This window comes from Pseudomonas sp. R43(2017) (assembly GCF_002112345.1).
Classification (GTDB): Bacteria; Pseudomonadota; Gammaproteobacteria; order Pseudomonadales; family Pseudomonadaceae; genus Aquipseudomonas; species Aquipseudomonas kribbensis.
This window is the reverse complement of sequence record NZ_NEHJ01000003.1, coordinates 338,515-360,678: the sequence shown is the minus strand read 5'-3', so window position 1 is coordinate 360,678 and position 22,164 is coordinate 338,515. Positions and strand designations below refer to the sequence as shown.

General features: G+C 60.7%; 21 protein-coding genes and 1 pseudogene. 9 read left to right on the top strand and 13 right to left on the bottom strand.

The window, feature by feature from the left end:
* Nucleotides 1-88: 88 nt before the first annotated feature.
* Nucleotides 89-1,810, bottom strand: coding sequence for a bifunctional isocitrate dehydrogenase kinase/phosphatase (gene aceK / locus CAG02_RS10215; protein WP_085710312.1), 1,722 nt, complete (start codon nt 1,808-1,810; stop codon nt 89-91).
* 417 nt (nt 1,811-2,227) lie between these two features.
* Between aceK and CAG02_RS10210 the strand changes: the two genes are divergently transcribed.
* Nucleotides 2,228-3,853 carry a methyl-accepting chemotaxis protein gene (locus CAG02_RS10210; protein ID WP_085710310.1) on the top strand — a complete coding sequence of 542 codons (1,626 nt, stop codon included), beginning with the start codon at nt 2,228-2,230 and terminating at the stop codon, nt 3,851-3,853.
* Between the two features lie 84 nt (nt 3,854-3,937).
* Entirely contained in the window at nt 3,938-4,846 is a 909-nt protein-coding gene (locus CAG02_RS10205; RefSeq protein WP_085710308.1) for a DMT family transporter, read from the top strand.
* 58 nt (nt 4,847-4,904) lie between these two features.
* Here the strand turns inward: CAG02_RS10205 and CAG02_RS10200 are convergent, their stop codons facing one another.
* Complete coding sequence (locus CAG02_RS10200) at nt 4,905-5,768, bottom strand: DMT family transporter (protein ID WP_085710306.1); 864 nt, start codon at nt 5,766-5,768, stop codon at nt 4,905-4,907.
* Nucleotides 5,769-6,200: 432 nt separating this feature from the next.
* Between CAG02_RS10200 and CAG02_RS29520 the strand changes: the two genes are divergently transcribed.
* The gene (locus CAG02_RS29520) at nt 6,201-6,380 is read left to right on the top strand and encodes a hypothetical protein (protein WP_139831861.1); all 180 of its coding nucleotides are present in this window, start codon (nt 6,201-6,203) and stop codon (nt 6,378-6,380) included.
* A 48-nt stretch (nt 6,381-6,428) separates the two neighbouring features.
* Here the strand turns inward: CAG02_RS29520 and CAG02_RS10195 are convergent, their stop codons facing one another.
* Both CAG02_RS10195 and cysK read right to left on the bottom strand, forming a co-directional pair.
* Nucleotides 6,429-7,367: an aspartyl/asparaginyl beta-hydroxylase domain-containing protein gene (locus tag CAG02_RS10195; RefSeq protein ID WP_085710304.1), complete on the bottom strand. Its 939-nt coding sequence runs from the start codon at nt 7,365-7,367 to the stop codon at nt 6,429-6,431.
* 187 nt (nt 7,368-7,554) lie between these two features.
* Nucleotides 7,555-8,529: a cysteine synthase A gene (cysK, locus tag CAG02_RS10190; RefSeq protein WP_085710303.1), complete on the bottom strand. Its 975-nt coding sequence runs from the start codon at nt 8,527-8,529 to the stop codon at nt 7,555-7,557.
* A gap of 128 nt (nt 8,530-8,657) precedes the next feature.
* On the opposite strand from cysK, the gene CAG02_RS10185 reads away from it, so the two are divergent.
* Nucleotides 8,658-9,734: a DUF748 domain-containing protein gene (locus CAG02_RS10185; RefSeq protein ID WP_085710302.1), complete on the top strand. Its 1,077-nt coding sequence runs from the start codon at nt 8,658-8,660 to the stop codon at nt 9,732-9,734.
* Nucleotides 9,735-9,738: 4 nt separating this feature from the next.
* On the opposite strand, the pseudogene CAG02_RS10180 reads toward CAG02_RS10185, so the two are convergent.
* Nucleotides 9,739-9,996, bottom strand: a pseudogene (locus tag CAG02_RS10180) (DUF2442 domain-containing protein); the annotation flags it as partial.
* A 225-nt stretch (nt 9,997-10,221) separates the two neighbouring features.
* Here CAG02_RS10180 and CAG02_RS10175 point away from each other — a divergent pair.
* Together CAG02_RS10175 and CAG02_RS10170 are read left to right on the top strand one after the other, a co-directional pair.
* The gene (locus tag CAG02_RS10175; protein WP_085710298.1) at nt 10,222-11,067 is read left to right on the top strand and encodes a MoxR family ATPase; all 846 of its coding nucleotides are present in this window, start codon (nt 10,222-10,224) and stop codon (nt 11,065-11,067) included.
* Nucleotides 11,068-11,079: 12 nt separating this feature from the next.
* Complete coding sequence (locus CAG02_RS10170) at nt 11,080-12,258, top strand: VWA domain-containing protein (protein ID WP_007956512.1); 1,179 nt, start codon at nt 11,080-11,082, stop codon at nt 12,256-12,258.
* A 36-nt stretch (nt 12,259-12,294) separates the two neighbouring features.
* Here CAG02_RS10170 and CAG02_RS10165 read toward each other — a convergent pair whose 3' ends face one another.
* The 4 genes from CAG02_RS10165 to CAG02_RS10150 are packed head-to-tail and all read right to left on the bottom strand — an operon-like array spanning nt 12,295 to nt 16,006.
* Nucleotides 12,295-13,209: a biotin-dependent carboxyltransferase family protein gene (locus tag CAG02_RS10165; RefSeq protein WP_085710296.1), complete on the bottom strand. Its 915-nt coding sequence runs from the start codon at nt 13,207-13,209 to the stop codon at nt 12,295-12,297.
* Nucleotides 13,206-13,910 (bottom strand): allophanate hydrolase subunit 1, encoded by a 705-nt coding sequence (locus tag CAG02_RS10160; RefSeq protein WP_085710294.1) that lies wholly within the window; start codon nt 13,908-13,910, stop codon nt 13,206-13,208. The genes CAG02_RS10165 and CAG02_RS10160 overlap by 4 nt, the downstream gene beginning before the upstream one ends.
* On the bottom strand, nt 13,907-14,659 hold the full coding sequence (locus tag CAG02_RS10155) for a 5-oxoprolinase subunit PxpA (RefSeq protein ID WP_085710292.1): 753 nt from the start codon (nt 14,657-14,659) through the stop codon (nt 13,907-13,909). Before CAG02_RS10155 ends, CAG02_RS10160 begins: the two co-directional genes overlap by 4 nt.
* A gap of 60 nt (nt 14,660-14,719) precedes the next feature.
* Entirely contained in the window at nt 14,720-16,006 is a 1,287-nt protein-coding gene (locus CAG02_RS10150) for an MFS transporter (protein WP_085710290.1), read from the bottom strand.
* A gap of 146 nt (nt 16,007-16,152) precedes the next feature.
* On the opposite strand from CAG02_RS10150, the gene CAG02_RS10145 reads away from it, so the two are divergent.
* Nucleotides 16,153-17,067 (top strand): LysR family transcriptional regulator, encoded by a 915-nt coding sequence (locus CAG02_RS10145; protein ID WP_085710289.1) that lies wholly within the window; start codon nt 16,153-16,155, stop codon nt 17,065-17,067.
* Between the two features lie 39 nt (nt 17,068-17,106).
* Here CAG02_RS10145 and CAG02_RS10140 read toward each other — a convergent pair whose 3' ends face one another.
* The 3 genes from CAG02_RS10140 to CAG02_RS10130 are packed head-to-tail and all read right to left on the bottom strand — an operon-like array spanning nt 17,107 to nt 18,957.
* Nucleotides 17,107-17,649, bottom strand: a complete 543-nt coding sequence (locus CAG02_RS10140) for a DUF2937 family protein (RefSeq protein WP_085710286.1) — start codon at nt 17,647-17,649, stop codon at nt 17,107-17,109.
* Between the two features lie 14 nt (nt 17,650-17,663).
* Nucleotides 17,664-18,440 (bottom strand): class II glutamine amidotransferase, encoded by a 777-nt coding sequence (locus CAG02_RS10135; RefSeq protein WP_085710284.1) that lies wholly within the window; start codon nt 18,438-18,440, stop codon nt 17,664-17,666.
* 16 nt (nt 18,441-18,456) lie between these two features.
* Nucleotides 18,457-18,957: an MFS transporter gene (locus CAG02_RS10130; protein ID WP_085710282.1), complete on the bottom strand. Its 501-nt coding sequence runs from the start codon at nt 18,955-18,957 to the stop codon at nt 18,457-18,459.
* Between the two features lie 215 nt (nt 18,958-19,172).
* Here CAG02_RS10130 and CAG02_RS10125 point away from each other — a divergent pair, with 215 nt between their 5' ends.
* Nucleotides 19,173-21,227, top strand: a complete 2,055-nt coding sequence (locus CAG02_RS10125; protein ID WP_085710280.1) for a S9 family peptidase — start codon at nt 19,173-19,175, stop codon at nt 21,225-21,227.
* 109 nt (nt 21,228-21,336) lie between these two features.
* Complete coding sequence (locus CAG02_RS10120; RefSeq protein ID WP_085710279.1) at nt 21,337-21,810, top strand: cyclic nucleotide-binding domain-containing protein; 474 nt, start codon at nt 21,337-21,339, stop codon at nt 21,808-21,810.
* Here the strand turns inward: CAG02_RS10120 and CAG02_RS10115 are convergent.
* Nucleotides 21,807-22,091 (bottom strand): hypothetical protein, encoded by a 285-nt coding sequence (locus CAG02_RS10115; protein WP_085710277.1) that lies wholly within the window; start codon nt 22,089-22,091, stop codon nt 21,807-21,809. The genes CAG02_RS10120 and CAG02_RS10115 overlap by 4 nt on opposite strands.
* Nucleotides 22,092-22,164: the final 73 nt, after the last annotated feature.

Genomic DNA, 22,164 nt, shown 5'->3' with positions numbered 1-22,164 from the left:
CGCGATTGTGGCAGAAAAGCAGCTACAAGCGCCAAGCTACAAGCCGCAAGTTGAAAGCGGGACCTGCAGCTTGCTGCTTGCGGTGGCTTTATTCGTTATCCAGGCCCTTGCGCCGATACGGGAACACATCGATGACTTTTCCGGCCCGAATCGCCTCCTGCAACCCCTTCCAGTAATCCGCGTTATACAACTCGCCATGCAACTGATCGAACAGCTTGCGCTGCGCCGAGTCGGCAAACAGAAACGGCGGAAATTCCTCGGGGAACACGTCCAGCGGACCGATCGAGTACCACGGTTCGGAGGCCATTTCATCCTCCGGCGTGCGCGGTGCCGGGATGTGGCGAAAGTTGGCCTCAGTCAGGAAGCAGATTTCGTCATAGTCATAGAACACCACCCGACCATGGCGGGTGACGCCGAAGTTCTTCAGCAGCATGTCGCCGGGGAAGATGTTGGCCGCCGCCAGTTGCTTGATCGCCAGCCCGTAGTCCTCCAGCGCTTCGCGCACCTGGGCTTCGTTGGCGTTGTCCAGATAAAGGTTGAGCGGAGTCATCCGGCGCTCGGTCCAGCAGTGGCGGATCAGCACGGTTTCGCCTTCCAGCGACACTGTGGACGGTGCAACTTCCAGTAATTCCGCCAGACACGCCGGATCGAATTTGCTCAGGGGAAAACGGAAATCGGCGAACTCCTGGGTATCGGCCATGCGCCCGACGCGGTCGACGCTTTTCACCAGTCGGTACTTCTCGATCACTGTGGCGCGGTCGACGTTCTTCGACGGCGAGAAGCGGTCCTTGATGATCTTGAACACCGTGTTGAAGCCTGGCAGCGTGAACACGCTCATGACCATGCCGCGCACGCCCGGGGCCATGATGAACTGGTCGTCGGTATTGGCCAGGTGGTTGATCAGGGCGCGATAGAACTCTGATTTGCCGTGCTTGTAGAAGCCGATCGAGGTGTATAGCTCGGCGATGTGCTTGCCCGGCAGGATGCGTTTGAGAAAGCCGATGAATTCCGCCGGCACCGGCACATCCACCATGAAATACGAACGGGTGAACGAGAAGATGATCGACACATCGGCTTCATCGGTAATCAGCGCGTCGATCTGAATCCCGCGCCCCTCGCGGTGCAGCAATGGAATCACCAGCGGCCACTGATCGTCGTTGGTGTAGATGCGCCCGACCAGATAGGCGCCCTTGTTGCGGTACAGCACCGAGGAAAACAGCTCGACGCTCAGTTCCGGATCCTTGCACACCCAGTCCGGCAGGTTTTCGCGCAGTTGCGCTTCAAGGCGCTGCAGATCCCGGGGCAGATCGGCGTAATCCTCACTGAAACGGTAATCGGCAAAGATGCTCGCGAGCATGCCCGACAACTGCCCTTGCGGCTTGTAGGTGCGGGTTTGCGCAGCCCGGGCGCGGCGCAGGCTTGGCCGGGTGGTATGGATGAACATGCAGCCGTCGCTGATCAGGTCGTGGCTGAACAGGCCGCAGAAAATCGAGTTATACCAGGTCTCGGAGAGCTCATCGTCGAAGCGCAGGTCGATGATGCTGATGTAGGCGCTTTTCACCAACGGCCAGCAACTGACCTCCATCAGCGTGTCCGGCTCGAAATGCTCACGCAGCCGCGCGACGGTTTCGCCGACCTTGTCTTCGTAGAGGTTGATCCGCGCCGCCGACGCGGTTTGCGTGTCCTGCCAGCGCGCCTGTTCGAAACGCTCCCGGGCGCCATCGGTGATCCGCCGGAAATGCTCGCGGTAATCGTCAAAGCCATCGAGGATCATGCGGGCGATGTCGGTGGCTGGCCATTGCTGCGGCATAGATGAGACCTCTGCGGGAATTGAAGAATCTGTGCTCGAAGGCCTGAGCTTAGCCACGGAACCGGGGACAGGAGAAGCGTAATTTCTGCCAAATCCGCGACCGGCTTGTACAGCGACACAGTTTTTATCAAAGTTTTTTTAATCGACCGTTCGGTCAGCAAACACGCCCATCAGTCTTTCTCTCCGTTAGGCGCCAGCCCGCGAATCCTCTGAGTTTCGGATCCAATCAAGCAACGACATCTCTATTCCGCGGCTTTGCCCGGCCTGTGCATTCCTGTCCATCGCCCATGACCTTGATTGCGCAGTGACCTTACCAAGGTAGTGGCACTTTGATATACAGCCCGCCATCACCCGCCTCACAACAAGATCCTCGACCCACGAGGACGCCCTCTTTCTCAACGTTCAAGGAGCACATTGATGTCTATCCGGAATCTGCGCATAGGTTTGCGCGCCAGTTTGAGTTTTGCCGTTCTGGCCGGTCTGCTGATGGTGGTTGGCCTGTTCGGTCTGGGCCAGATGAAAGCCCTGCGTGAAAGCGCAGCGGTGATCGAAGAATCGTGGATGCCCAGCATCGAAAGCATTCATGACGCAGCGGCGAACATCGCCAGCATCCGCCTCGAATCCCTGCGCCTGATCACCAGTACCCAGGCCGCCGTGCGTGAACGCAGCAAAGGCATTCTCACGGCGCAGCGTCAGGAGTTGCTCAAGCGCCTCGACGATCACAAAGCCCTGCTCGCCAACGATCAGGAACGGGCGATGCTGGAAGGACTGGGCGCCGACACGGCCAAGTACCTGAGCATCCTCGACCAGATCATCAAACAGATCGATGCCGGGCAGAACGATCAGGCCTACACGCGGCTGACCACTGAACTGGCGCCTCAGGGCAGCGTGCTCGACAAGACCCTGGAGCAAATGATCACCCTCAATCAGCAAGGTGCCGATGCCGCCGCAAAATCCGCTGCCGCGACCTATCAGCAGTCACTGTGGATCGTCGCCACAATCATCGTCATCGCCCTGATCGCCACATTGCTGCTGGCCTGGCTGCTGACCCGCAGCATCACCGCGCCGATCAATCAGGCGTTGAACGTGGCGCGGCGCATTGCCTCCGGTGATCTCAGCGGCCGCATCGACAGTGAAGGCCGGGATGAAGCGGCGCAACTGCTCACCGCGCTGGCCGAGATGCAGGGCAATCTGCGTTCGACCATTCGCGGTATCAGCGAGTCGGCCCAACAGCTGGCCTCCGCCGCCGAAGAAATGAGTTCGGTGATGGAACAGAGCACTCGCGGCCTGCAACAGCAGAACGATCAGATCGAACAGGCTGCCACGGCCGTCACCGAGATGAGCACGGCGGTGGATGAAGTCGCGGCCAACGCCGTGTCCAGCGCCGAAGCGTCCGAAGCCTCGAACGAGGACAGCAAGCACGGGCATGTGCAGGTCAGCGAGACCATCAGTTCGATTCAGGAACTGGTCAGCGCGGTGCTCGGTGCATCCGAACAGGCCGAGGGCCTGGCGACCCAGGCCCAGGACATCAGCAAGGTACTGGAAGTGATTCGCGGCATCGCCGGCCAGACCAACCTGCTGGCGCTCAATGCCGCCATTGAAGCGGCGCGAGCCGGCGAGGCAGGACGTGGCTTTGCAGTCGTTGCCGACGAGGTCCGTTCGCTGGCCCAGCGCACGCAGAACTCCACCGAAGAAATCGAGCTGATGATCAGCAGCATCCAGCAAGGCACCGGTGCCACCGTCGGCGCGTTGCAAAGCAGTGCCGAACAGGCCAGCCAGACCCTGCGCCGTGCCAACAGCGCCGGCCATGCACTGGAGAAAATCACCGCGTCGATCTCACAGATCAACCAGCGCAATCTGGTGATCGCCAGCGCTGCCGAACAACAGGCGCTGGTGGCCCGGGAAGTCGATGAAAACCTGGTGACCATCCGCGACCTGTCGACCCAGACCGCCGCCGGCGCGACCCAGACCTCTGCCGCCAGTCAGGAACTGTCGCGCCTGGCCGTCGACCTCAACGGTCTGGTGACGCGCTTCGTGCTCTGACGGGGAAATTAAACGCCCGATTAGCGGTTGCCATCGTCAGGGCGCTCGGCAACACTCTCGTCCCCATCAAGGAAGGAGTTGCCCGTGAGCCCTGTCGATATTTTCCGCATGTTGTCGCTGGCTGCGATCTGGGGTGCGAGCTTCCTGTTCATGCGCATCATCGCCCCCGCGATCGGCACCGTCCCGACCGGATTTTTTCGGGTCTCGATTGCAGCCGTCGGTTTGTTGGTGATCCTAGGTCTGATGCGTATCAGCTGGGATTTCAAAGGCAAACTCAAGACCGTGATGATGCTGGGGGTGATCAACTCCGGCGTTCCAGCCACCCTGTATTCCGTCGCCGCGCAGGTGCTGCCGGCCGGCTACTCCGCCATCTTCAATGCCACCACGCCGCTGATGGGCGTGTTGATCGGCGGGCTGTTTTTCAGTGAAAGACTCACGGCGGCCAAACTGGCCGGGGTTTTCCTTGGCCTGCTTGGCGTGGGTGTACTGACCCGCGCCGGCCCGGTCGCATTCGACCTGCCGCTGTTGATGGGCGCCGTCGCCTGCCTGCTCGCAACGACCTGCTACGGCTTCGCCGGTTTCCTCGCCCGTCGCTGGCTGGATCAGGCCGGCGGGCTCGACAGCCGTCTGTCGGCGCTGGGCAGCATGCTCGGTGCGACGCTGTTCCTGCTGCCACTGTTCGGCTACAGCGTCATCACCCAGCCGCCGGTGAGCTGGGGCGGCTGGAATGTCTGGCTGTCGCTTCTGGGCCTGGGTCTGGGCTGTACCGCGTTCGCGTACATCATCTACTTCCGCCTGCTGAGTTCCATCGGGCCGGTGAAGTCGATGACCGTGACCTTCATGATCCCGCCGTTCGGCGTGTTGTGGGGCGCATTGTTCCTCGATGAACCGCTGTCGATGGCCCACGTGTATGGCGGGGTGTTGATCGCAATTGCGCTGTGGCTGGTATTGAAGCCGGCGGCAGTGAAACCGGCAGAAGTCGCGACTCGCTGATCGGCAGATGCAAAAAAGGCCCGGGAGTTTCCTCCCGGGCCTTTTTCATTTGTGGCTGTTACGCCGATTTACGGAACACGAATACCAGACCGACAATGATCAACAGCATCCCCAACACGCTCAACGCGGCCAGGCGGTTGCCGAAGATCAGGTAATCCATCACCGCGGTCACGGCCGGCACCAGATAGAACAGGCTGGTGACATTCACCAGATTGCCCCGGGCGATCAGCCGATACAGCAGCAAGGTCGCCAGCACCGAAACCACCAACCCCATCCAAAGCACCGGCACGATGAAACCGGCGCTGTGCTCGAAGTGGAACGGCTGGAACGGCACGAAGATCCCGCACAGCAACAGCCCTGCCAGATATTGCACCGGCAGCGTGCCGAGGGGGTTGTCGGTGATGCGTTTCTGCATGATCGAACCGAACGTCATGCTCGTCAGCGCCAGCAGACCGAACAGCATCCCCGCCAGCGACATCCCGGCCAGGCCGATGCCCTGGTAAACCACCATGATCAGACCGGCCAACCCCAGCGCCAGACCGAAGATCCGGCTCGCCGAGCGTTGGCGCTCCATGATGACCACCGTGAGAATCGGTTGCACACCCATGATGGTCGCCATCACCCCGGGAGTGACTTTCAGGTCCAGCGCCAGCAGATAGAAGATCTGATAAGCCCCCAACAACACCACCCCGGTAGCCATCGCATACAGCATCGGCCGGCCGCCCTTGGGCAGTTTCAGCTTGAGCAACGGCACCAGCAGCACCAGCCCGCACAGGGCGATCACAAAACGGATCAGCAGAAAGGCAAAGGGCGAAGCGTGGGCCAGACCCCACTTGGAGAAGATCGCCCCGCTGCTCCACAGCAGAACGAACAGGCTCGTGGACGCCGCCGCGAGCGCGGACTTTTTCGAAAGGACAAACATGAATACCACCTGTAGTCAGGCAAATAGCCAACTCAGCCGAAGCTGAAATTCAGTAGGTTTTTTCAGGCGGGCACAGGGGTCAGCAGAAAACGCTGATCAGCCCGAAACGCCAACACCCGGCGGTGATACGACTGCGCACACCGGCGTGCTACTGACAGGTGGGGGGTAATGGCTGATCTGCACAGGCTGCTGATTCCCGCACGGCACGACGCCAGCGTTAACCGCTGAATCGACTACCGCGTTGATGAGGGATGCAGGCATCTGGGCTGATCTTTTTTGAAGGGTTGAAAGGTGAGCCGTAGAACTCACGAGCGCCGACTATAACCAGCGTGCGACATGGATTGCAATGAGTTGGGCAAAGGGCCGCTAGCGACAGGCTGGATGCAGGCGCATAGGCTCGTTTGTTATTGCAACGTCCATAGTGGAGTCGCCATGAAAGCTGTCGTTGAAAACAAAGCATCAGACGCCAAACTTGTAAAGGCCAAAGGTAAGCGCTCTTCTGGAGAGTTATCTGAAAAGGAGCTACTCCGAATTAGAGAGACATTGGCTAATCCAGCAGTGGAAGAGCCAGGGGGTGTTCTCGCCGGCGCGTCTTTCACCTTTCCCTCATAAAAAAACCGCTCACAAGGAGCGGTTTTTTTTACACGCCTGAATCCAGCCTCAACCAAACAGCCAATACCCCAGCAACGTCAACACCACCACCGCCAGCACCGGCCGCATCACGCGGTAGGCCTTTGGATTGCGGCGCTTCCACTGCTTGACCACACCGCTGAACCGGTCGCTGAAGTTCTTGGTCCAGGCATAGGCCTGGTTGATCCCGCCGACGCGCTCGTCATCGAGGTTTTGCGGTGCGGTGGCGCGGCCCAGCCAGGCGCTGATGGAGCGGTTGATGCGGGTCATGAGGCGGTTGCTCAGCGGACGCTCGACGTCGCAGAACAGGATGACGCGGGTCTGTTCGGTTTCGTTCTTGACCCAGTGCACGTAAGTCTCGTCGAACATCACGTCTTCACCGTCGCGCCAGGCGTAGACCTGACCATCGACGAAGATCCGGCAATCGTCGGAGTTCGGCGTCGACAGGCCCAGGTGATAACGCAGGGAACCGGCGAACGGATCACGGTGCGGGTTCAAGTGGCTGCCGCCCGGCAACAGCGCGAACATCGCGCCCTTGACGTTGGGGATGGCACTCACCAGTGCCACGGTTTTCGGGCACAGCGTCTCGGCCGATGGCAGCGGTTTGTCGTACCACTTGAGGTAGAAACGCTTCCAGCCCTTCTTGAAGAACGAACCGAAACCGGCGTCGTTGTTCTTCTCGGCGGCGCGAATGTAGCCCTCGTCGAACAGGTGCATCGCTTCGTCGCGGATGGTTTCCCAGTTGTCTCGCAGCACGTCCAGTTCCGGGAACTTGCTGCGGTCCAGGTACGGTTTGGACGGCACACCGGAAAACAGGTACATCAAGGCGTTGTACGGAGCGAACAGCGCCGAATGGTTGACGAACTGGCGCAGCACCGGCAAACGCGCCTTGCCGCGCAAATGCACGTAGAGGATGCTGCTCACGAACAGCAGCAACACCAACACCTTGGCGGCCAACGAAAAGGTCATCAACGACTCCTTGAAAAAAGACAACGCCACGCAATGTCATTTACCCGACATGGCGGCCGGCCATGATAAACACTACCGGCTCCGGGAAAAACCCGCCCGACCCAAGATTCAGTGTTAAGAATTGCGCAACAAAGCACTAATTAACATAACGAGCCTGAACCCTGGCTGATCTGAATCAACGGGACGCTTACTGCTGGTTCTCCTGATCGGTGAACAGATCGCTGAACAACATGCTCGACAGATAACGCTCGCCGGAGTCCGGCAGCACCACAACGATAGTCTTGCCCTGCATTTCCGGGGTTTCCGCCAGGCGCACCGCGACAGCCATCGCCGCACCGCAGGAGATCCCGCACAGAATCCCCTCTTCCTGCATCAGACGCAGCGCCATGACCTTGGACTCCTCGTCGGTCACGCGCTCGACCCGATCCACCATCGACAAATCCAGGTTCTTCGGCACAAAACCGGCGCCAATGCCCTGAATCTTGTGCGGGCTCGGCTTGATCTCTTCCCCGGCCAGGGCCTGGGTGATCACCGGCGAAGACACCGGCTCCACGGCGACCGAGAGAATCGGTTTACCCGCCGTATTCTTGATATACCGCGAGACGCCGGTGATGGTTCCGCCCGTGCCGACGCCCGCCACCAGCACGTCGATGGCGCCGTCAGTGTCATTCCAGATTTCCGGGCCGGTGGTTTTTTCGTGGATGGCCGGGTTGGCCGGGTTGTCGAACTGGGCCGGCATGAAGTATTTGCCCGGGTCGCCGGCAACGATCTCGGCAGCCTTTTCGATTGCGCCTTTCATGCCCTTGGCAGGCTCGGTCAGCACCAGCTCTGCGCCTAATGCCTTGAGCACCTTGCGCCGTTCGATGCTCATCGAGGCCGGCATGGTCAGCATCAATTTGTAACCGCGAGCAGCCGCCACGAAGGCCAGGCCGATGCCGGTATTACCCGAAGTCGGCTCGACGATGGTCATGCCCGGCTTGAGTTTGCCGCTGCTTTCGGCGTCCCAGATCATGTTCGCGCCGATCCGGCACTTCACCGAGTAACCCGGGTTGCGACCTTCGATCTTGGCCAGAATGGTCACGCCACGGGGCGCAATGCGATTGATCTGTACCAGCGGCGTATTGCCGATGGAATGGGCGTTGTCAGCAAAAATACGGCTCATGGCTGGGTCCTTGTGCAGCGTTGAATTCAGCTCTCCAAGGTAAGCCTGTTGCTCTTGCCAGTCCAGTCGGGTCGAACGTCTGCAACCGCCGACAGTCAATCGCTTTACACCGTTCGGGAATTGCCGTCATGAAGCGTCGCTACCGCTGGCCGTTGTGGATCCTCGCCACTGTCGTTGTACTGCTGATCGCCCTGCACATCGCCCTGCCGTACATCGTGCGCGACTATCTGAATGACAAGCTGGCCAACATGGGCGACTACCGCGGGCAGGTCACCGACGTCGATCTGGCGCTGTGGCGTGGCGCGTACAAGATTAACGGACTGAAGATCGTCAAGGTCGACGGCAAGGTGCCAGTGCCATTCGTCAACGCACCGTTGATCGACCTGTCAGTTAGCTGGCATTCGCTGTGGTACGACCACGCGGTGGTGGCACAGGTGAAGTTCTTCAAACCAGAGGTCAACTTCGTCGATGGCGGCGCCAACAAGCAGAATTCCCAGACCGGTAAAGGCACCGACTGGCGTGCGCAACTGGGCAAGCTGCTGCCGATCACCCTCGACGAAGTGCAGATCCACGATGGCCGTATCAGCTTCCGTAACTTCAACTCCAAACCGCCCGTGAACATGAACGCCACCAACGTCGAGGCGAGCATTTACAACCTGACCAACGTAGTCGACACCAAGGGCAAACGCGATGCCCGCTTCGAAGGCAAGGCACTGCTGCTCGGTCAGGCGCCGCTGGAAACCTCCGCCACGTTCGACCCGCTGAGCAACTTCGAGGATTTCGAATTTCGCCTGCGTGCCCGCGACCTCGAACTCAAACGCATGAACGACTTCGCCTCGGCCTATGGCAAATTCGACTTCAACGCCGGCCACGGCGACGTGGTCATCGAGGCCCAGGCCAAAAAGGCCCAGCTCACCGGCTATATCAAGCCATTGCTGCGCGATGTTGAAGTGTTCAACTGGCAACAAGACGTGGAAAACAAAAACAAAAGCATCTTCCGCTCAGTCTGGGAGGCACTGGTGGGCGGCACTGAAACCGTGCTGAAAAACCAGGCCAAGAACCAGTTCGCAACCAAGGTCGAACTCAGCGGCAGCGTCCATCAGCAAGATATCAGCGCATTCGAAGCGTTTTTGCAGATTTTGCGCAATGGATTCATCCAGGCATTCAATGCCCGGTATGAGCGGCCGAAGCCGGATGCGGGCTAGGTATTTGCGCGAGCGCATCCAGATACAAGGTATCGGCGCCGAGCTGAATATCCGGATCCAGCCATTCCACGGTCCAACCCTCATCTCCGAGGTTTACTGCGCAGAATACCTCTGGATCAAGTAATGGCTTGAGGCCCGGATACCTTTGAAGATCCTGGCTCAAATCGACACACAACTGCTGACCATCAACAAAGGTAAGCGCCAGACAAAAATCCGCCAAAGGTTCTACAGACGATAAACGAGGGCGTTTCCTGGGTAGCATCGGTTCCGATCCTCTTTCAGAGATGTTCAGCAGGCTACTTCCAAACCGATGACCGCTGAATGCTGGCTTTGCGCCGAAACTGAGTCAACATGTGACGCCCCATTCAGAGACTGAATAAGCCGTCTGCGTTCACAGTCGACCGGGCCGCGCGTTATAGTCGGGCATCCGATTATTTCGCCCCCGCCCTGCCCGTTCAGGTCGGCGTTACCGTTCGAGGATTAGCAGATGAAGTTCGAAGGCACCCAGGCCTACGTCGCCACCGATGACCTGAAGCTGGCGGTCAACGCCGCCATCACCCTGGAGCGGCCGCTGCTGGTCAAGGGCGAGCCGGGCACCGGCAAGACCATGCTCGCCGAGCAACTGGCCGAATCGTTCGGCGCCAAGCTGATCACCTGGCACATCAAGTCCACCACCAAGGCCCATCAGGGCCTGTACGAGTACGATGCGGTCAGCCGCCTGCGCGACTCGCAACTGGGCAATGAAAAAGTCCACGACGTGCGCAACTACTTGAAGAAGGGCAAGCTCTGGGAGGCGTTCGAGTCCGAAGAGCGAGTGATTCTGCTGATCGACGAAATCGACAAGGCCGACATCGAGTTCCCCAACGACCTGCTGCAAGAACTCGACAAGATGGAGTTCTACGTTTACGAGATCGACGAGACCATCAAGGCCAAAAAGCGTCCGATCATCATCATTACCTCCAACAACGAGAAAGAGCTGCCGGACGCCTTCCTGCGCCGCTGCTTCTTCCACTACATCGCCTTCCCCGACCGCAACACCCTGCAGAAAATCGTCGACGTGCATTACCCGGACATCAAGAAAGACTTGGTCAGCGAAGCGCTGGACGTGTTCTTCGACGTGCGCAAAGTGCCGGGCCTGAAGAAGAAGCCATCGACCTCGGAACTGGTGGACTGGCTGAAACTGCTGATGGCCGACAACATCGGCGAAGCGGTGCTGCGCGAACGCGATCCGACCAAGGCCATTCCGCCGCTGGCCGGGGCGCTGGTGAAGAACGAACAGGACGTGCAACTGCTGGAACGTCTGGCGTTCATGAGCCGTCGCGGCACCCGTTAAGAGGCTGACGCCATGTTGCTCAACCTGTTCAATGAAATGCGTGCAGCCAAGGTGCCGGTCTCGGTGCGCGAGCTGCTCGACCTGATCAACGCGCTGAAACAACGCGTGACCTTCGCCGACATGGACGAGTTCTACTACTTGTCCCGGGCGATTCTGGTAAAGGACGAACGGCATTTCGACAAGTTCGACCGGGCGTTCGGCGCCTACTTCAATGGCCTGGAAAAGCTCGACGATCACTTGCAGGCGCTGATTCCCGAAGACTGGTTGCGCAAGGAATTCGAGCGCTCGCTGACCGACGAGGAACGCGCGCAGATCCAGTCCCTCGGCGGCCTGGACAAGCTGATCGAGGAGTTCAAGAAACGCCTGGAAGAACAGAAGGAACGTCACGCCGGCGGCAACAAGTGGATCGGCACTGGCGGTACCAGCCCGTTCGGTTCCGGCGGCTTCAACCCGGAAGGCATCCGGGTCGGCGATGCCGGCAAGCGCCAGGGCAAAGCGGTGAAAGTCTGGGATCAGCGCGAGTACAAGAACCTCGACGACTCCGTGGAACTGGGCACCCGCAACATCAAGGTCGCCCTGCGCCGCCTGCGTAAATTCGCGCGCCAGGGCGCGGCGGAAGAACTGGACATCGACGGCACCATCGACCACACCGCCAAGGATGCCGGCCTGCTGAACATCCAGATGCGCCCGGAGCGACGCAATACGGTGAAGCTGTTGCTGCTGTTCGACATCGGCGGCTCGATGGACGCCCATGTGAAGATCTGCGAGGAACTGTTCTCGGCCTGCAAGACCGAGTTCAAGCATCTGGAGTACTTCTACTTCCACAACTTCATTTATGAATCGGTGTGGAAGAACAACATGCGCCGCACCTCCGAGCGCACCTCGACCCAGGACCTGCTGCACAAATACGGCGCCGACTACAAAGTGATCTTCATCGGTGACGCCGCGATGGCGCCTTATGAAATCACCCAGGCCGGCGGCAGCGTCGAGCACTGGAACGAAGAGCCGGGTTACGTGTGGATGCAGCGCTTCATGGAGAAGTACAAGAAGCTCATCTGGATCAACCCGTACCCGAAAGACACCTGGGGCTACACCTCGTCGACCAACATCGTGCGGGATTTGATCGAGGATCAGATGTATCCGCTGACCCTGCGCGGGCTGGAAGAAGGGATGCGGTTTCTGTCCAAGTAATCCGGGATCACTCCCCCGCCAACGGCGGGGGAACGATCAAAAGCGTTTCAGATACTCGATATGCTCCCGGTGCGCGACGTTCTGCACCACCGGGCGCAATCTGACCTTCGCCCCCGGCAGACACTGCGCCAGTCGGGCCAGCGCCAATGGCGTCAACGCTCCCAATCGCGGGTAACCGCCAATCGTCTGCCGATCATTGAGCAACACGATCGGCTGCCCGTCCGGCGGCACCTGCACCGCCCCCAGCGGAATGCCCTCGGAAATCATCGGCTGGCCCTGATACTGCAAAGCAGTACCCAGCAAGCGAATGCCCATACGGTCGGCACGACTGTCCAGCGTCCAGGCACTGTTGAAGGCATCGAACAGGCTCTGCCCGCTGAACTGACCAATCTGCGCGCCCAGCACCAGATCAAGCGGTGCGTCGAGGAGCAAATCCGGTCGATGCTCCGCCGGGACCTCACGCACCAACAGGGTTTCGCCCTGATAACTCAGGCTTGCGCCCTTGCTCAATGGCAAGCCGAATCCATCAAGACCGCCAAGCTCCTCGCGCACCACCGTCGCACTGCTGCCCAACACTTTCGGCGCAGTGAAACCACCAGGGGCCGCCAGATAGGCCCGCGCGCCAAGCAACGGCTGGGTGAACTTCAAGGTCTGCCCTTTGCGCAGCTTGAAACTGCGCCACGGCGCCAGCGCGTCACCGTCAATCTGCGCGCCCAGATCGGCACCGGCCAGCGCCAGCAGACAATCCTCTTGCGCCACCACCGCAAACCCGCCGAGGGTGATTTCGATCACCGGCAGATCCAGGCCATTGCCCAGCAGCCAGTTGGCCCAGGCCATCGACCGCCAGTCCGCCGCACCGCCCTGAGTCACGCCCAGATGGCGCACGCCAAACCGCCCGGCATCCTGCAACAGGCACAGCGGCGTGCTTGCTTCAATCGTCAGTCGGCTCATGACAGTGCCTCCAGAGGTGTGTCATCACCGCCGAGGTTGATGAATTCTGCGTGGCTCACCGCTTCGAAACGCACGGTATCGCCGGGCTGCATGAGGCTATAGCCATCGCGTTCACGGTCGAACAGTTTTGCCGGCGTGCGACCGATCAGGTTCCAGCCACCCGGAGACACCACCGGATACGCGGCCGTCTGCCGTTCGGCAATGCCGACGCTGCCGGCGGCGACTTTCTTGCGTGGTGTATTCAGACGCGGTGCCGCCAGGACTTCTTCAACCAGTCCCATGAAAGCAAACCCCGGTGCAAAACCCAGAGCAAACACCTGATATTCACGGGCACTGTGGCGGCGGATCACTTCTTCCACCGACAACCCGCTGCGCTGCGACAACAAGCTCAATTCAGGGCCGACACTCAGGTCGTACCAGACCGGCAACACATGGCACTGGCCACCGGTGCGCGCATTCGGCGACAGGTCGATCAAGGCTTCGGCAATCAATTCCCGAGCCTGACCCGGATTCAGTTCGGTCAGGTCGTAATGCACCATCAACGTGGTGTACGACGGCACCAGATCGATCAGATGCGCGCCAAACACCGTGCGCAACCGCTCGCTGGCAGCGAGCATCCACGGCATGTTGGTTTCGGCGATTTCATCGAACAGGCGCAGCATCAGGCAATCCAGTGCTACCACTTCCACCCGCGGATTCATGGCGCGCTCTGCTCGTTCAAGGCGTGACGAATGCGCTGCACGGCCGCAACCGAACTGGCGTTGTCGCCGTGTACGCACAACGTGTTGGCTTGCAGATGCAGCGCGCTGCCGTCGCTGGCGGTGAGGTTGTCACCCCGGGCGATGGTCAGTGCTTGCCCGATGATGGTTTCGGCGTCGTGATGCACCGCGCCCGGCAGCTGTCGCGACACCAGTCGGCCGGCACTGTCGTAGGCGCGGTCGGCGAAGGCTTCGAACCACAGGGTCACGCCGTATTCGTCGCCGAGCTGTTGGGCGGCCGTGTTGTCGCGGGTGGCCATCAGCATCAGCGGCAGGCTACGGTCGTAGGCCGCGACGGCCTGGATCACCGCGCGCAACTGCGCCGGGTTGGCCATCATGTCGTTGTACATCGCGCCATGGGGTTTGACGTAACTCACTCGCCCGCCCTGGGCACGGCAAATGCCGTCGAGGGCGCCGATCTGGTAATGCAGGATGTCTTGCAGTTCCTGGGCGGTGTAAGCCATGGAACGCCGGCCGAAACCCACCAGATCCTGATAGGCCGGATGCGCGCCGATCTGCACGCCATGGCTCAGGGCCAGGCTGACGGTCTTGCGCATGATGCTTGGGTCGCCGGCGTGGAAACCGCAGGCAATGTTGGCGCAATCGATGAAGGGCATGACTTCCGCGTCCAGACCCATGGTCCAGCTGCCGAAGCTCTCGCCGATGTCACAGTTCAATAGCAGGCGGCTCACGGTGAACACTCCTGTAGCTTTTGTCTTTTTTTATCGTAGGGCGTTGTCGCAGGTTATCAGTTACTGCGCGTCCAGTTGCTTGCCACGGGTTTCCGGCAGGCTCAGCGCCGCCAGGATCACCACGCCGTAGGACACTGCCGCAAAGGCACCGATGCCTACACTCAGCGGTACTTTCTGGCTGAGCAGCCCGATCAGCAGCGGGAACAATGCCGCCAGCGCCCGGCCGATGTTGTAGCAGAAGCCCTGCCCCGAGCCGCGGATCCGGGTTGGAAACAGTTCAGTCAGAAACGCCCCCATGCCACTGAATATCCCCGAGGCAAAAAAGCCCAGCGGGAAACCCAGCCACAGCATCACGCCGTTGCTGACCGGCAATTGGGTGTAGAGCAGAACGATGGTGAACGAGCCGACCGCGAACAGGATGAAGTTCTTCTTGCGCCCCAGCAGGTCGGTCAAATAGGCGCTGATCACATAACCGGCGTAGGAACCGATGATCACCATCGCCAGATAACCGCCGGTGCCGAGTACGCTCAAGCCGCGTTCGTTCTTCAGAAAAGTCGGCAGCCAGGAGGTGATCGCGTAGTAACCACCGAGGGCACCCGTAGTCAGCAACGAGGCGCGGAACGTGGTGAAGAGCATGCCGGGGGCGAAGATCTCGTAGAACTTCGACGGACTGTCCGGAGTTTGCTTAGCCTTGGCTTCGCGGTAGATCTCGGGGTCTTTCACCAGACGACGGACGAAAATCACGAATACCGCCGGCACGATGCCGAGGATGAACAGTGCGCGCCAGGCATCTTCCGGTGGCAATACCGAGAACAGCAGCGCATAGAGAATTGCCGTCAGCCCCCAACCGAGCGCCCAGCCGGATTGCACCATGCCCACCGCCTTGCCGCGATCCTTGGCGCGGATCACTTCACCGATCAGCACCGCGCCGGCGGTCCATTCACCGCCGAAACCGAAGCCCATCAGGGTGCGGGCGATCAGCAGTTGTTCGTAGTTCTGGGCGAAACCGCAAAGGAAGGTGAAGAAGGCGAACCACAGCACCGTCAGTTGCAGAGTGCGAACACGGCCGATGCGATCGGAAAGAATCCCCGCAACCCAACCGCCGATGGCCGAGGCGATCAACGTGCTGGTGTGAATCAGCCCGGCTTCGCCGGTGGTGATGCCCCACATCGCGATCAGCGTCGGCACCACGAAGCTGAGCATCTGGGTGTCCATGCCGTCCAGACCGTAGCCGATCTTGCAGCTCCAGAAGGTGCGGCGCTCCTGTTGATTGATGTTGCGATACCAGTCGAACGGGCCGGGACGGGCCGTGGTCTTGGGGAGGTCGAGGGTGTCGGGCGCACTCATGGCATGTCTCCGCAGGCTTTTATTGGTCTTGTTCGAAGCTCCGACGACGCCTATCGTGGGAACCGGATGCGTCGATTCTTGGGTGCGTCACCCGGTCGCGTCCAACGAATAAAAACCCGCCCAAGACATAAGAAAAATTTGTTGCCATGAACCTGAAGTTTCTCGAGACCTTCGTCTGGGTCGCCCGGCTGAAGAGTTTTCGCCTGACCGCCGACAAGCTGTTCACCACCCAGGCCTCGATCTCCAGCCGGATCGCGGTGCTCGAAGGTGAGCTTGGGGTGAAGCTGTTTGTGCGGGATTCGCGCGGGGTGAGCCTGACGCCGGAAGGCCTGAAAGTGCTGGACTATGCCGAGCAGATGCTCGACACGATGCAGGCGCTGAAGCAGTCCATCGAAACCCGGTCGAGCAAGGTCGGCCGGGTGCGCATCGGGGTGATGGACACGGTGATTCACACTTGGCTCAGCCCGTTGGTGGCGCAGATGACCGATCTGTACCCACGGGTGGAAATCGAGCTGGTGGCGGATACCTCGCTGAATCTCTGCGATCAGCTGCAAAAAGGCTTTCTCGATCTGATCCTGCAAACCGACCTGGTGCGCCATGAAAGCGTGCGCAGCCTGGAACTGGCCAGCCACCCTATCGGCTGGATCGTTGCCAGCCATTCGATTTACAACCGCGACTACCAAAACCTCGCCGACCTGGCGCAGGAACGAATCATTACCTACTCGAAAAACTCCCGGCCGCATCAGGACATTCTGGCGCTGATGCAGGCCCAGGGCGTGCTGGCGCCACGCTTGAACTGTGTGAATTCGGTGTCGGCGATCACCCGCTTGTTGCGTGACGGTTTCGGTATCGGCGCGTTGCCACCGGTGCTGGTGGCCGAAGAGCTGGCGCGGGGTGAACTGACCCTGCTCGACATCGATCAACGGCCACCCGATCTACAAGTAGTGGTGTCGTGGCGGGTCGGTGTGGAATGGGTCGAGGAGATTGTGACGCTGTGTCAGCAGGTGCTGGAGGGGTATGCGCGCAAGGTGGGCGAGAACTACGTCGTGCTTGCCCCTTGATCATTCCCACGCAGAGCGTGGGGACGATCTTCATAAAGCTCAGAGCCCGCGCACATCCCGGTCTTCGATCGGCCGGCTCTGGCGCAGGCGCTTGCCGCCCAGCACCACCCAGTCGATCAGACGGAACAGGCACTCGAGGCCGAACGACAGCAGCAGCGCGCCGCTCATGCCCCAGATCATCGCTTCAGGCGTCAGCAGGATCTGATAGCTGTAGCCGTTCCAGGTTTCCTTGCGGATATCCGGATCGGCGGCCAGCACCACTTGCAGGAAACGGATGTACCACGGGCCCTGCATGGCCTGGAATTGCTTGTCCAGCGCCAGTTGACGGTTGAGCAAGGTGCTCAGGCTGTCGGCATCGCTACGAAACACCGGGTCCTCGCTGGCGCGATAGTGAGCGACCAGTGCCTGCAGATCACCCTTGAAGAACTGCTCGGCAGTGCCCTGGAAGCCACGCAGACCGGTCTGCGCCTCGATCAGATGCGCTTCGACCCGCTTGGCGTAATCGTTGATGAATCCCGGCACCTGGACACCGATCAACAGGCCCGCCGCAAACAACACCAGCCGTAGATAACTGAGCAACATCGAGGAGAGATCCTTTATTCGGTCGTGCCCTGGCTGACGCATTCGCCGCGTCGCCACAGGCTCCATTGGCCCGGTTCGTAGCGGGTCCAGGTTTCATTTTCGGTCAGAGGTTCGGTGGCAATCACCGTGACCACGTCGTTGGGCGTGGTTTCGGCCTGGAAGTCAACGATCACATCGACGTCCTTGAGCCGTGCCGGGCCGAACGGTGCGCGCCGGGTGATCTGCGCAAGTTTGGTCGAGCAATAGCAGAACAGCCAGTCGCCGTCGCTGAGCAGGCAGTTGAACACGCCTTTGCTGCGGTATTCGGCGCACGCGGCAACCAGATCCGGCAGCAGCATTTCTATATCGACCGGTTCCGGAAACGCTGCACGTACGCGGTTGAGCAAATCGCAGAATGCCGCTTCGCTGTCGGTATCGCCGACCGGGCGGTAGAAACTCTTGATCGGGGTGAAATCGGCCAGCTGGCCGTTGTGCGCGAAGCACCAGTTGCGCCCCCACAGTTCGCGGACGAACGGATGGGTGTTGGACAGGCAGACCTTGCCGACGTTGGCCTGACGGATATGGCCGATCACCACTTCGCTCTTGATCGGATAACGCTGCACCAGATTGGCGACTTCCGACTCGCAGCTGGCTGCCGGGTCCTGGAACAGCCGCAGCCCGCGACCTTCATAGAAGGCGATGCCCCAGCCATCGCGGTGGGGACCGGTGCGACCGCCGCGCTGCATCAGCCCGGTGAAGCTGAACACGATATCAGTCGGCACGTTGGCGCTCATGCCCAATAGTTCACACATGTGCGGGCTCTCGTGATTACAGACGCGGCTCGACGCGCCCGCGCTGCGGATTGCTCGGCAGCGGTGGACGGCCGTAACGATCATCGCCGGCACCGCCGAACGGTTGATCGCCGTCACGCTCGTCTTCGGCACGGGCAGCGGCGCGGGCGGCCTCGGCCTGTTCCTTGCGCGCCTTCGAAGCGCGTTCGATCGGGAAGCGGATCAGCACGAATATCAGGTACAGGCCGAACGCGATCATCGCGTACATGAGCAATTCGGAAATGGCCCGCCAGGCGTTGTTGCCGACCTTGAACGCCAGGTCCAGCGCCGTGATGGCGACGGCCGGGGCGAATTTTTCCTTCACCGGATCAATGATGGTCGGGCTGAACAGCAACACCGCCATCAGCACACGCAGCGGCTCGCGCAGCCAGCGCCACATCCAGCGGGTCATGCGCATCCATACCAACAGGCAGCCTACGGCAGCAAAGGCGTAGAGGCCCCAGGCGATCAGATAGTCGTTCTCGGTCATGGTGTCCATGGCAAGGCAGGCAAAGAGGCGCTTATAGTAACGACTTTTCGCACATCAGGCTTGTCCCAATGCCAGTCGGTCAGCCCCGGACATTGTGGGAGCGAGCTTGCTCGCGAAGAGGCCGTCAGATTCAACACTATTATTGACTGAGCCTCCGCTTTCGCGAGCAAGCTCGCTCCCACAGGTTGCGAAACCCTATTCCGTTACATTTTCGAGAGCCCTCCATGCCCGTATCCGCCAACGTCACCAGCGCCCCGATTGCCCGCAAGGATGCCGGTGCCGACCCGTATGCCTGGCTGCAGGAACGCGACACCGACGCGGTGCTCGACTACCTCAAGGCCGAAAACGACTATCAGCAGGCACAGACCGCCGATCAGGCCGGACTGCGCGAAACCCTGTTCGAGGAGATCAAGGGCCGGATCCTCGAAACCGATCTGTCCTTGCCGTCGCCGTGGGGCCCGTATCTGTATTACACCCGCACCACGGCGGGTGACGAATACCCCCGCCACTACCGCTGCCCGCGCCCGGCCGACGACAGCCTGACACTCGACGAAAGCCGCGAGCAACTGCTGCTCGATCCGAACGCCCTGGCCAACGGCGGCTTTTTCTCTCTCGGCGCGTTCAGCATCAGCCCGGATCACCAGCGTCTGGCCTACAGCGTCGATGCCTCGGGCGACGAGATTTACACGCTGTTCGTGAAGGAACTTTCCAGCGAGCGTGTCAGCGAACTGGAATTCCAGGACTGCGACGGCAGCATGACCTGGGCCAACGACAGCCTGACGCTGTTCTTCGGCGTGCTCGACGATACCCATCGCCCGCACAAGCTGTTCCGCTACCGCCTCGACGGCACCGCCGCCGAAGAGGTGTTCCACGAGCCGGACGGGCGTTTCTTCCTGCATTGCTACCGTGCCAGCTCCGAACAGCAGTTGCTGTTGTCGCTGGGCAGCAAGACCACCAGCGAAGTCTGGGCGCTGGATGCCAATCAGCCGCACCAGCCGTTCACCTGCCTGGCGCCACGGGTCGAGGATCACGAATACGATGTCGACCACGGCAAGCTCGACGGCGAATGGACCTGGTTCATCCGCACCAACCGCGACGGCATCAACTTCGCGCTGTATCAGGCGCCGGACACCGGCATCGCGCCGAGCGAAGCCGACTGGCAGAACCTGATCCCGCACAGCGACTCGGTAATGCTCGATGGCGTGACCCTCAACGCCGAAGCCCTGACCCTGAGCCTGCGCGAAGGCGGTTTGCCGATCATCGAAGTGCGCCCACACGGTCTGGCGCCTTATCGTGTGCAATTGCCGGACGCGGCCTACAGCCTCTATGTGCAAAACAGTCTGGAATTCGAAAGCGACCGCATTCGCCTGCGTTACGAGGCGTTGAATCGCCCGGCCCAGGTTCGGCAACTGATCCTCGCCACCGGCGCACAGGAAGTGCTCAAGGAAACCCCGGTGCTCGGCCTGTTCGACGCCGACGCCTACGTCAGCCAGCGCCTGTGGGCCACGGCCCCGGACGGCACGCTGGTGCCGATCAGCCTGGTGATGAAACGCGAAATGCTCGGCAAACCGGTGCCGCTGTACCTCTACGGTTACGGCGCCTACGGATCGAGCCTCGACCCGTGGTTCTCCCACGCCCGCCTGAGCCTGCTGGATCGCGGCATTGCGTTCGCCATCGCCCACGTGCGTGGCGGCGGCGAACTGGGTGAAGCCTGGTATCGCGCCGGCAAGCAGGAACACAAGCAAAACACCTTCAGCGATTTCATTGCCTGCGCCGAATTCCTGATCCTCAACGGCATCACCACCGCGCCGCAACTGGCGATCAGCGGCGGCAGCGCCGGTGGCCTGCTGATCGGTGCGGTGCTCAACCAGCGCCCGGATCTGTTCGGCGTGGCGATTGCCGAAGTGCCGTTCGTCGATGTGCTCAACACCATGCTCGACCCGGATCTGCCGCTGACCGTCACCGAATACGACGAGTGGGGCAACCCCGAAGAGCCTGACGTTTACGAGCGAATCAAGGCCTACGCGCCGTACGAAAACGTCACCGCCCAGGCCTATCCCGCGACGCTGGTGATCGCCGGCTACAACGACAGCCGCGTGCAGTACTGGGAGGCGGCCAAGTGGGTGGCGAAACTGCGCGCGACCAAAACCGACAACAACCCTCTGCTGCTGAAGACCGAACTGGGCGCCGGCCACGGCGGCATGAGCGGGCGTTATCAGGGATTACGTGACGTAGCGCTCGAATATGCATTTGTTTTCAAGGTTCTGGGCATTGCCTGAGGAACTCCGCCGGTCACTTGGGTCTTAATTCCGGGCACCGGAAGCCGATAATCAAGTCGGCTCCCGGTGGCGAGCCTGTAACCCGACACAACAAAAAGACCGCGATGACATGTCAGAACCGACCTTACTGAACAACGAAATCCGTGACTGGCTGATGGACTGCGGCCTGTTCGATCAATTGCAACTGGCGGACTTCGCCGCTGCCTCGGGCTACTTCAGCATCAGCACCGTGGCCGAAGGCGAGGCGATCTTTCGCGAAGGCGATGCCGGCAGTTTCATGTGCATCATTCACACCGGCCAGGTGGCCGTGCAGAAAACCGGCGCAGACGGCCAGGTCATCACCATGGCCACCCTGCGCAGCGGTCGGGCGTTCGGCGAAATGGCGGTGCTCGATGGCGAACGCCGCTCGGCGACCTGCGTGGCGGCGAGCAACTGTCAGTTGCTCAACCTCGGCAAGGATTCACTGGAAAAAATGCTCAACGACGCGCCGAAAATCGCCGCCAAGATCATTCGCGCCCTCGCCGTTTCCCTGTCCAAACGCCTGCGCATGGCCGACGGTCAACTGGCGGCGCAACAGATCTAGCCGCCGGGGGATTTGGTTTTACCTTCGGGCTGTTCGATACCCGGCACCGGTTGATCCTTGGATGGCGGGCTGGGCATCTCGATCGGCACCAGCGGTGGCCCGCCACTGCCGGAGCCGGCCTTGGGAATCGATACCGGACTGATCTGCGGATATGGTGTCGGCGTTGCGGTGCCGGGCGAACCCGGTTGCGGGGTCGGGCTGGCGGGAATCGCCTGCTGGGCCTGCACTGCAGTAATCGAGAGCGCGGCCAGGGCAATGACCGTTAGAATGGTGCGCTTCATCAAGGGCTCCGTTGCCTGAAGTCTGCTCTCAGGCTACTCCCAACGGGCCTGCTTGCCTTCCCCCCTGTAGAGA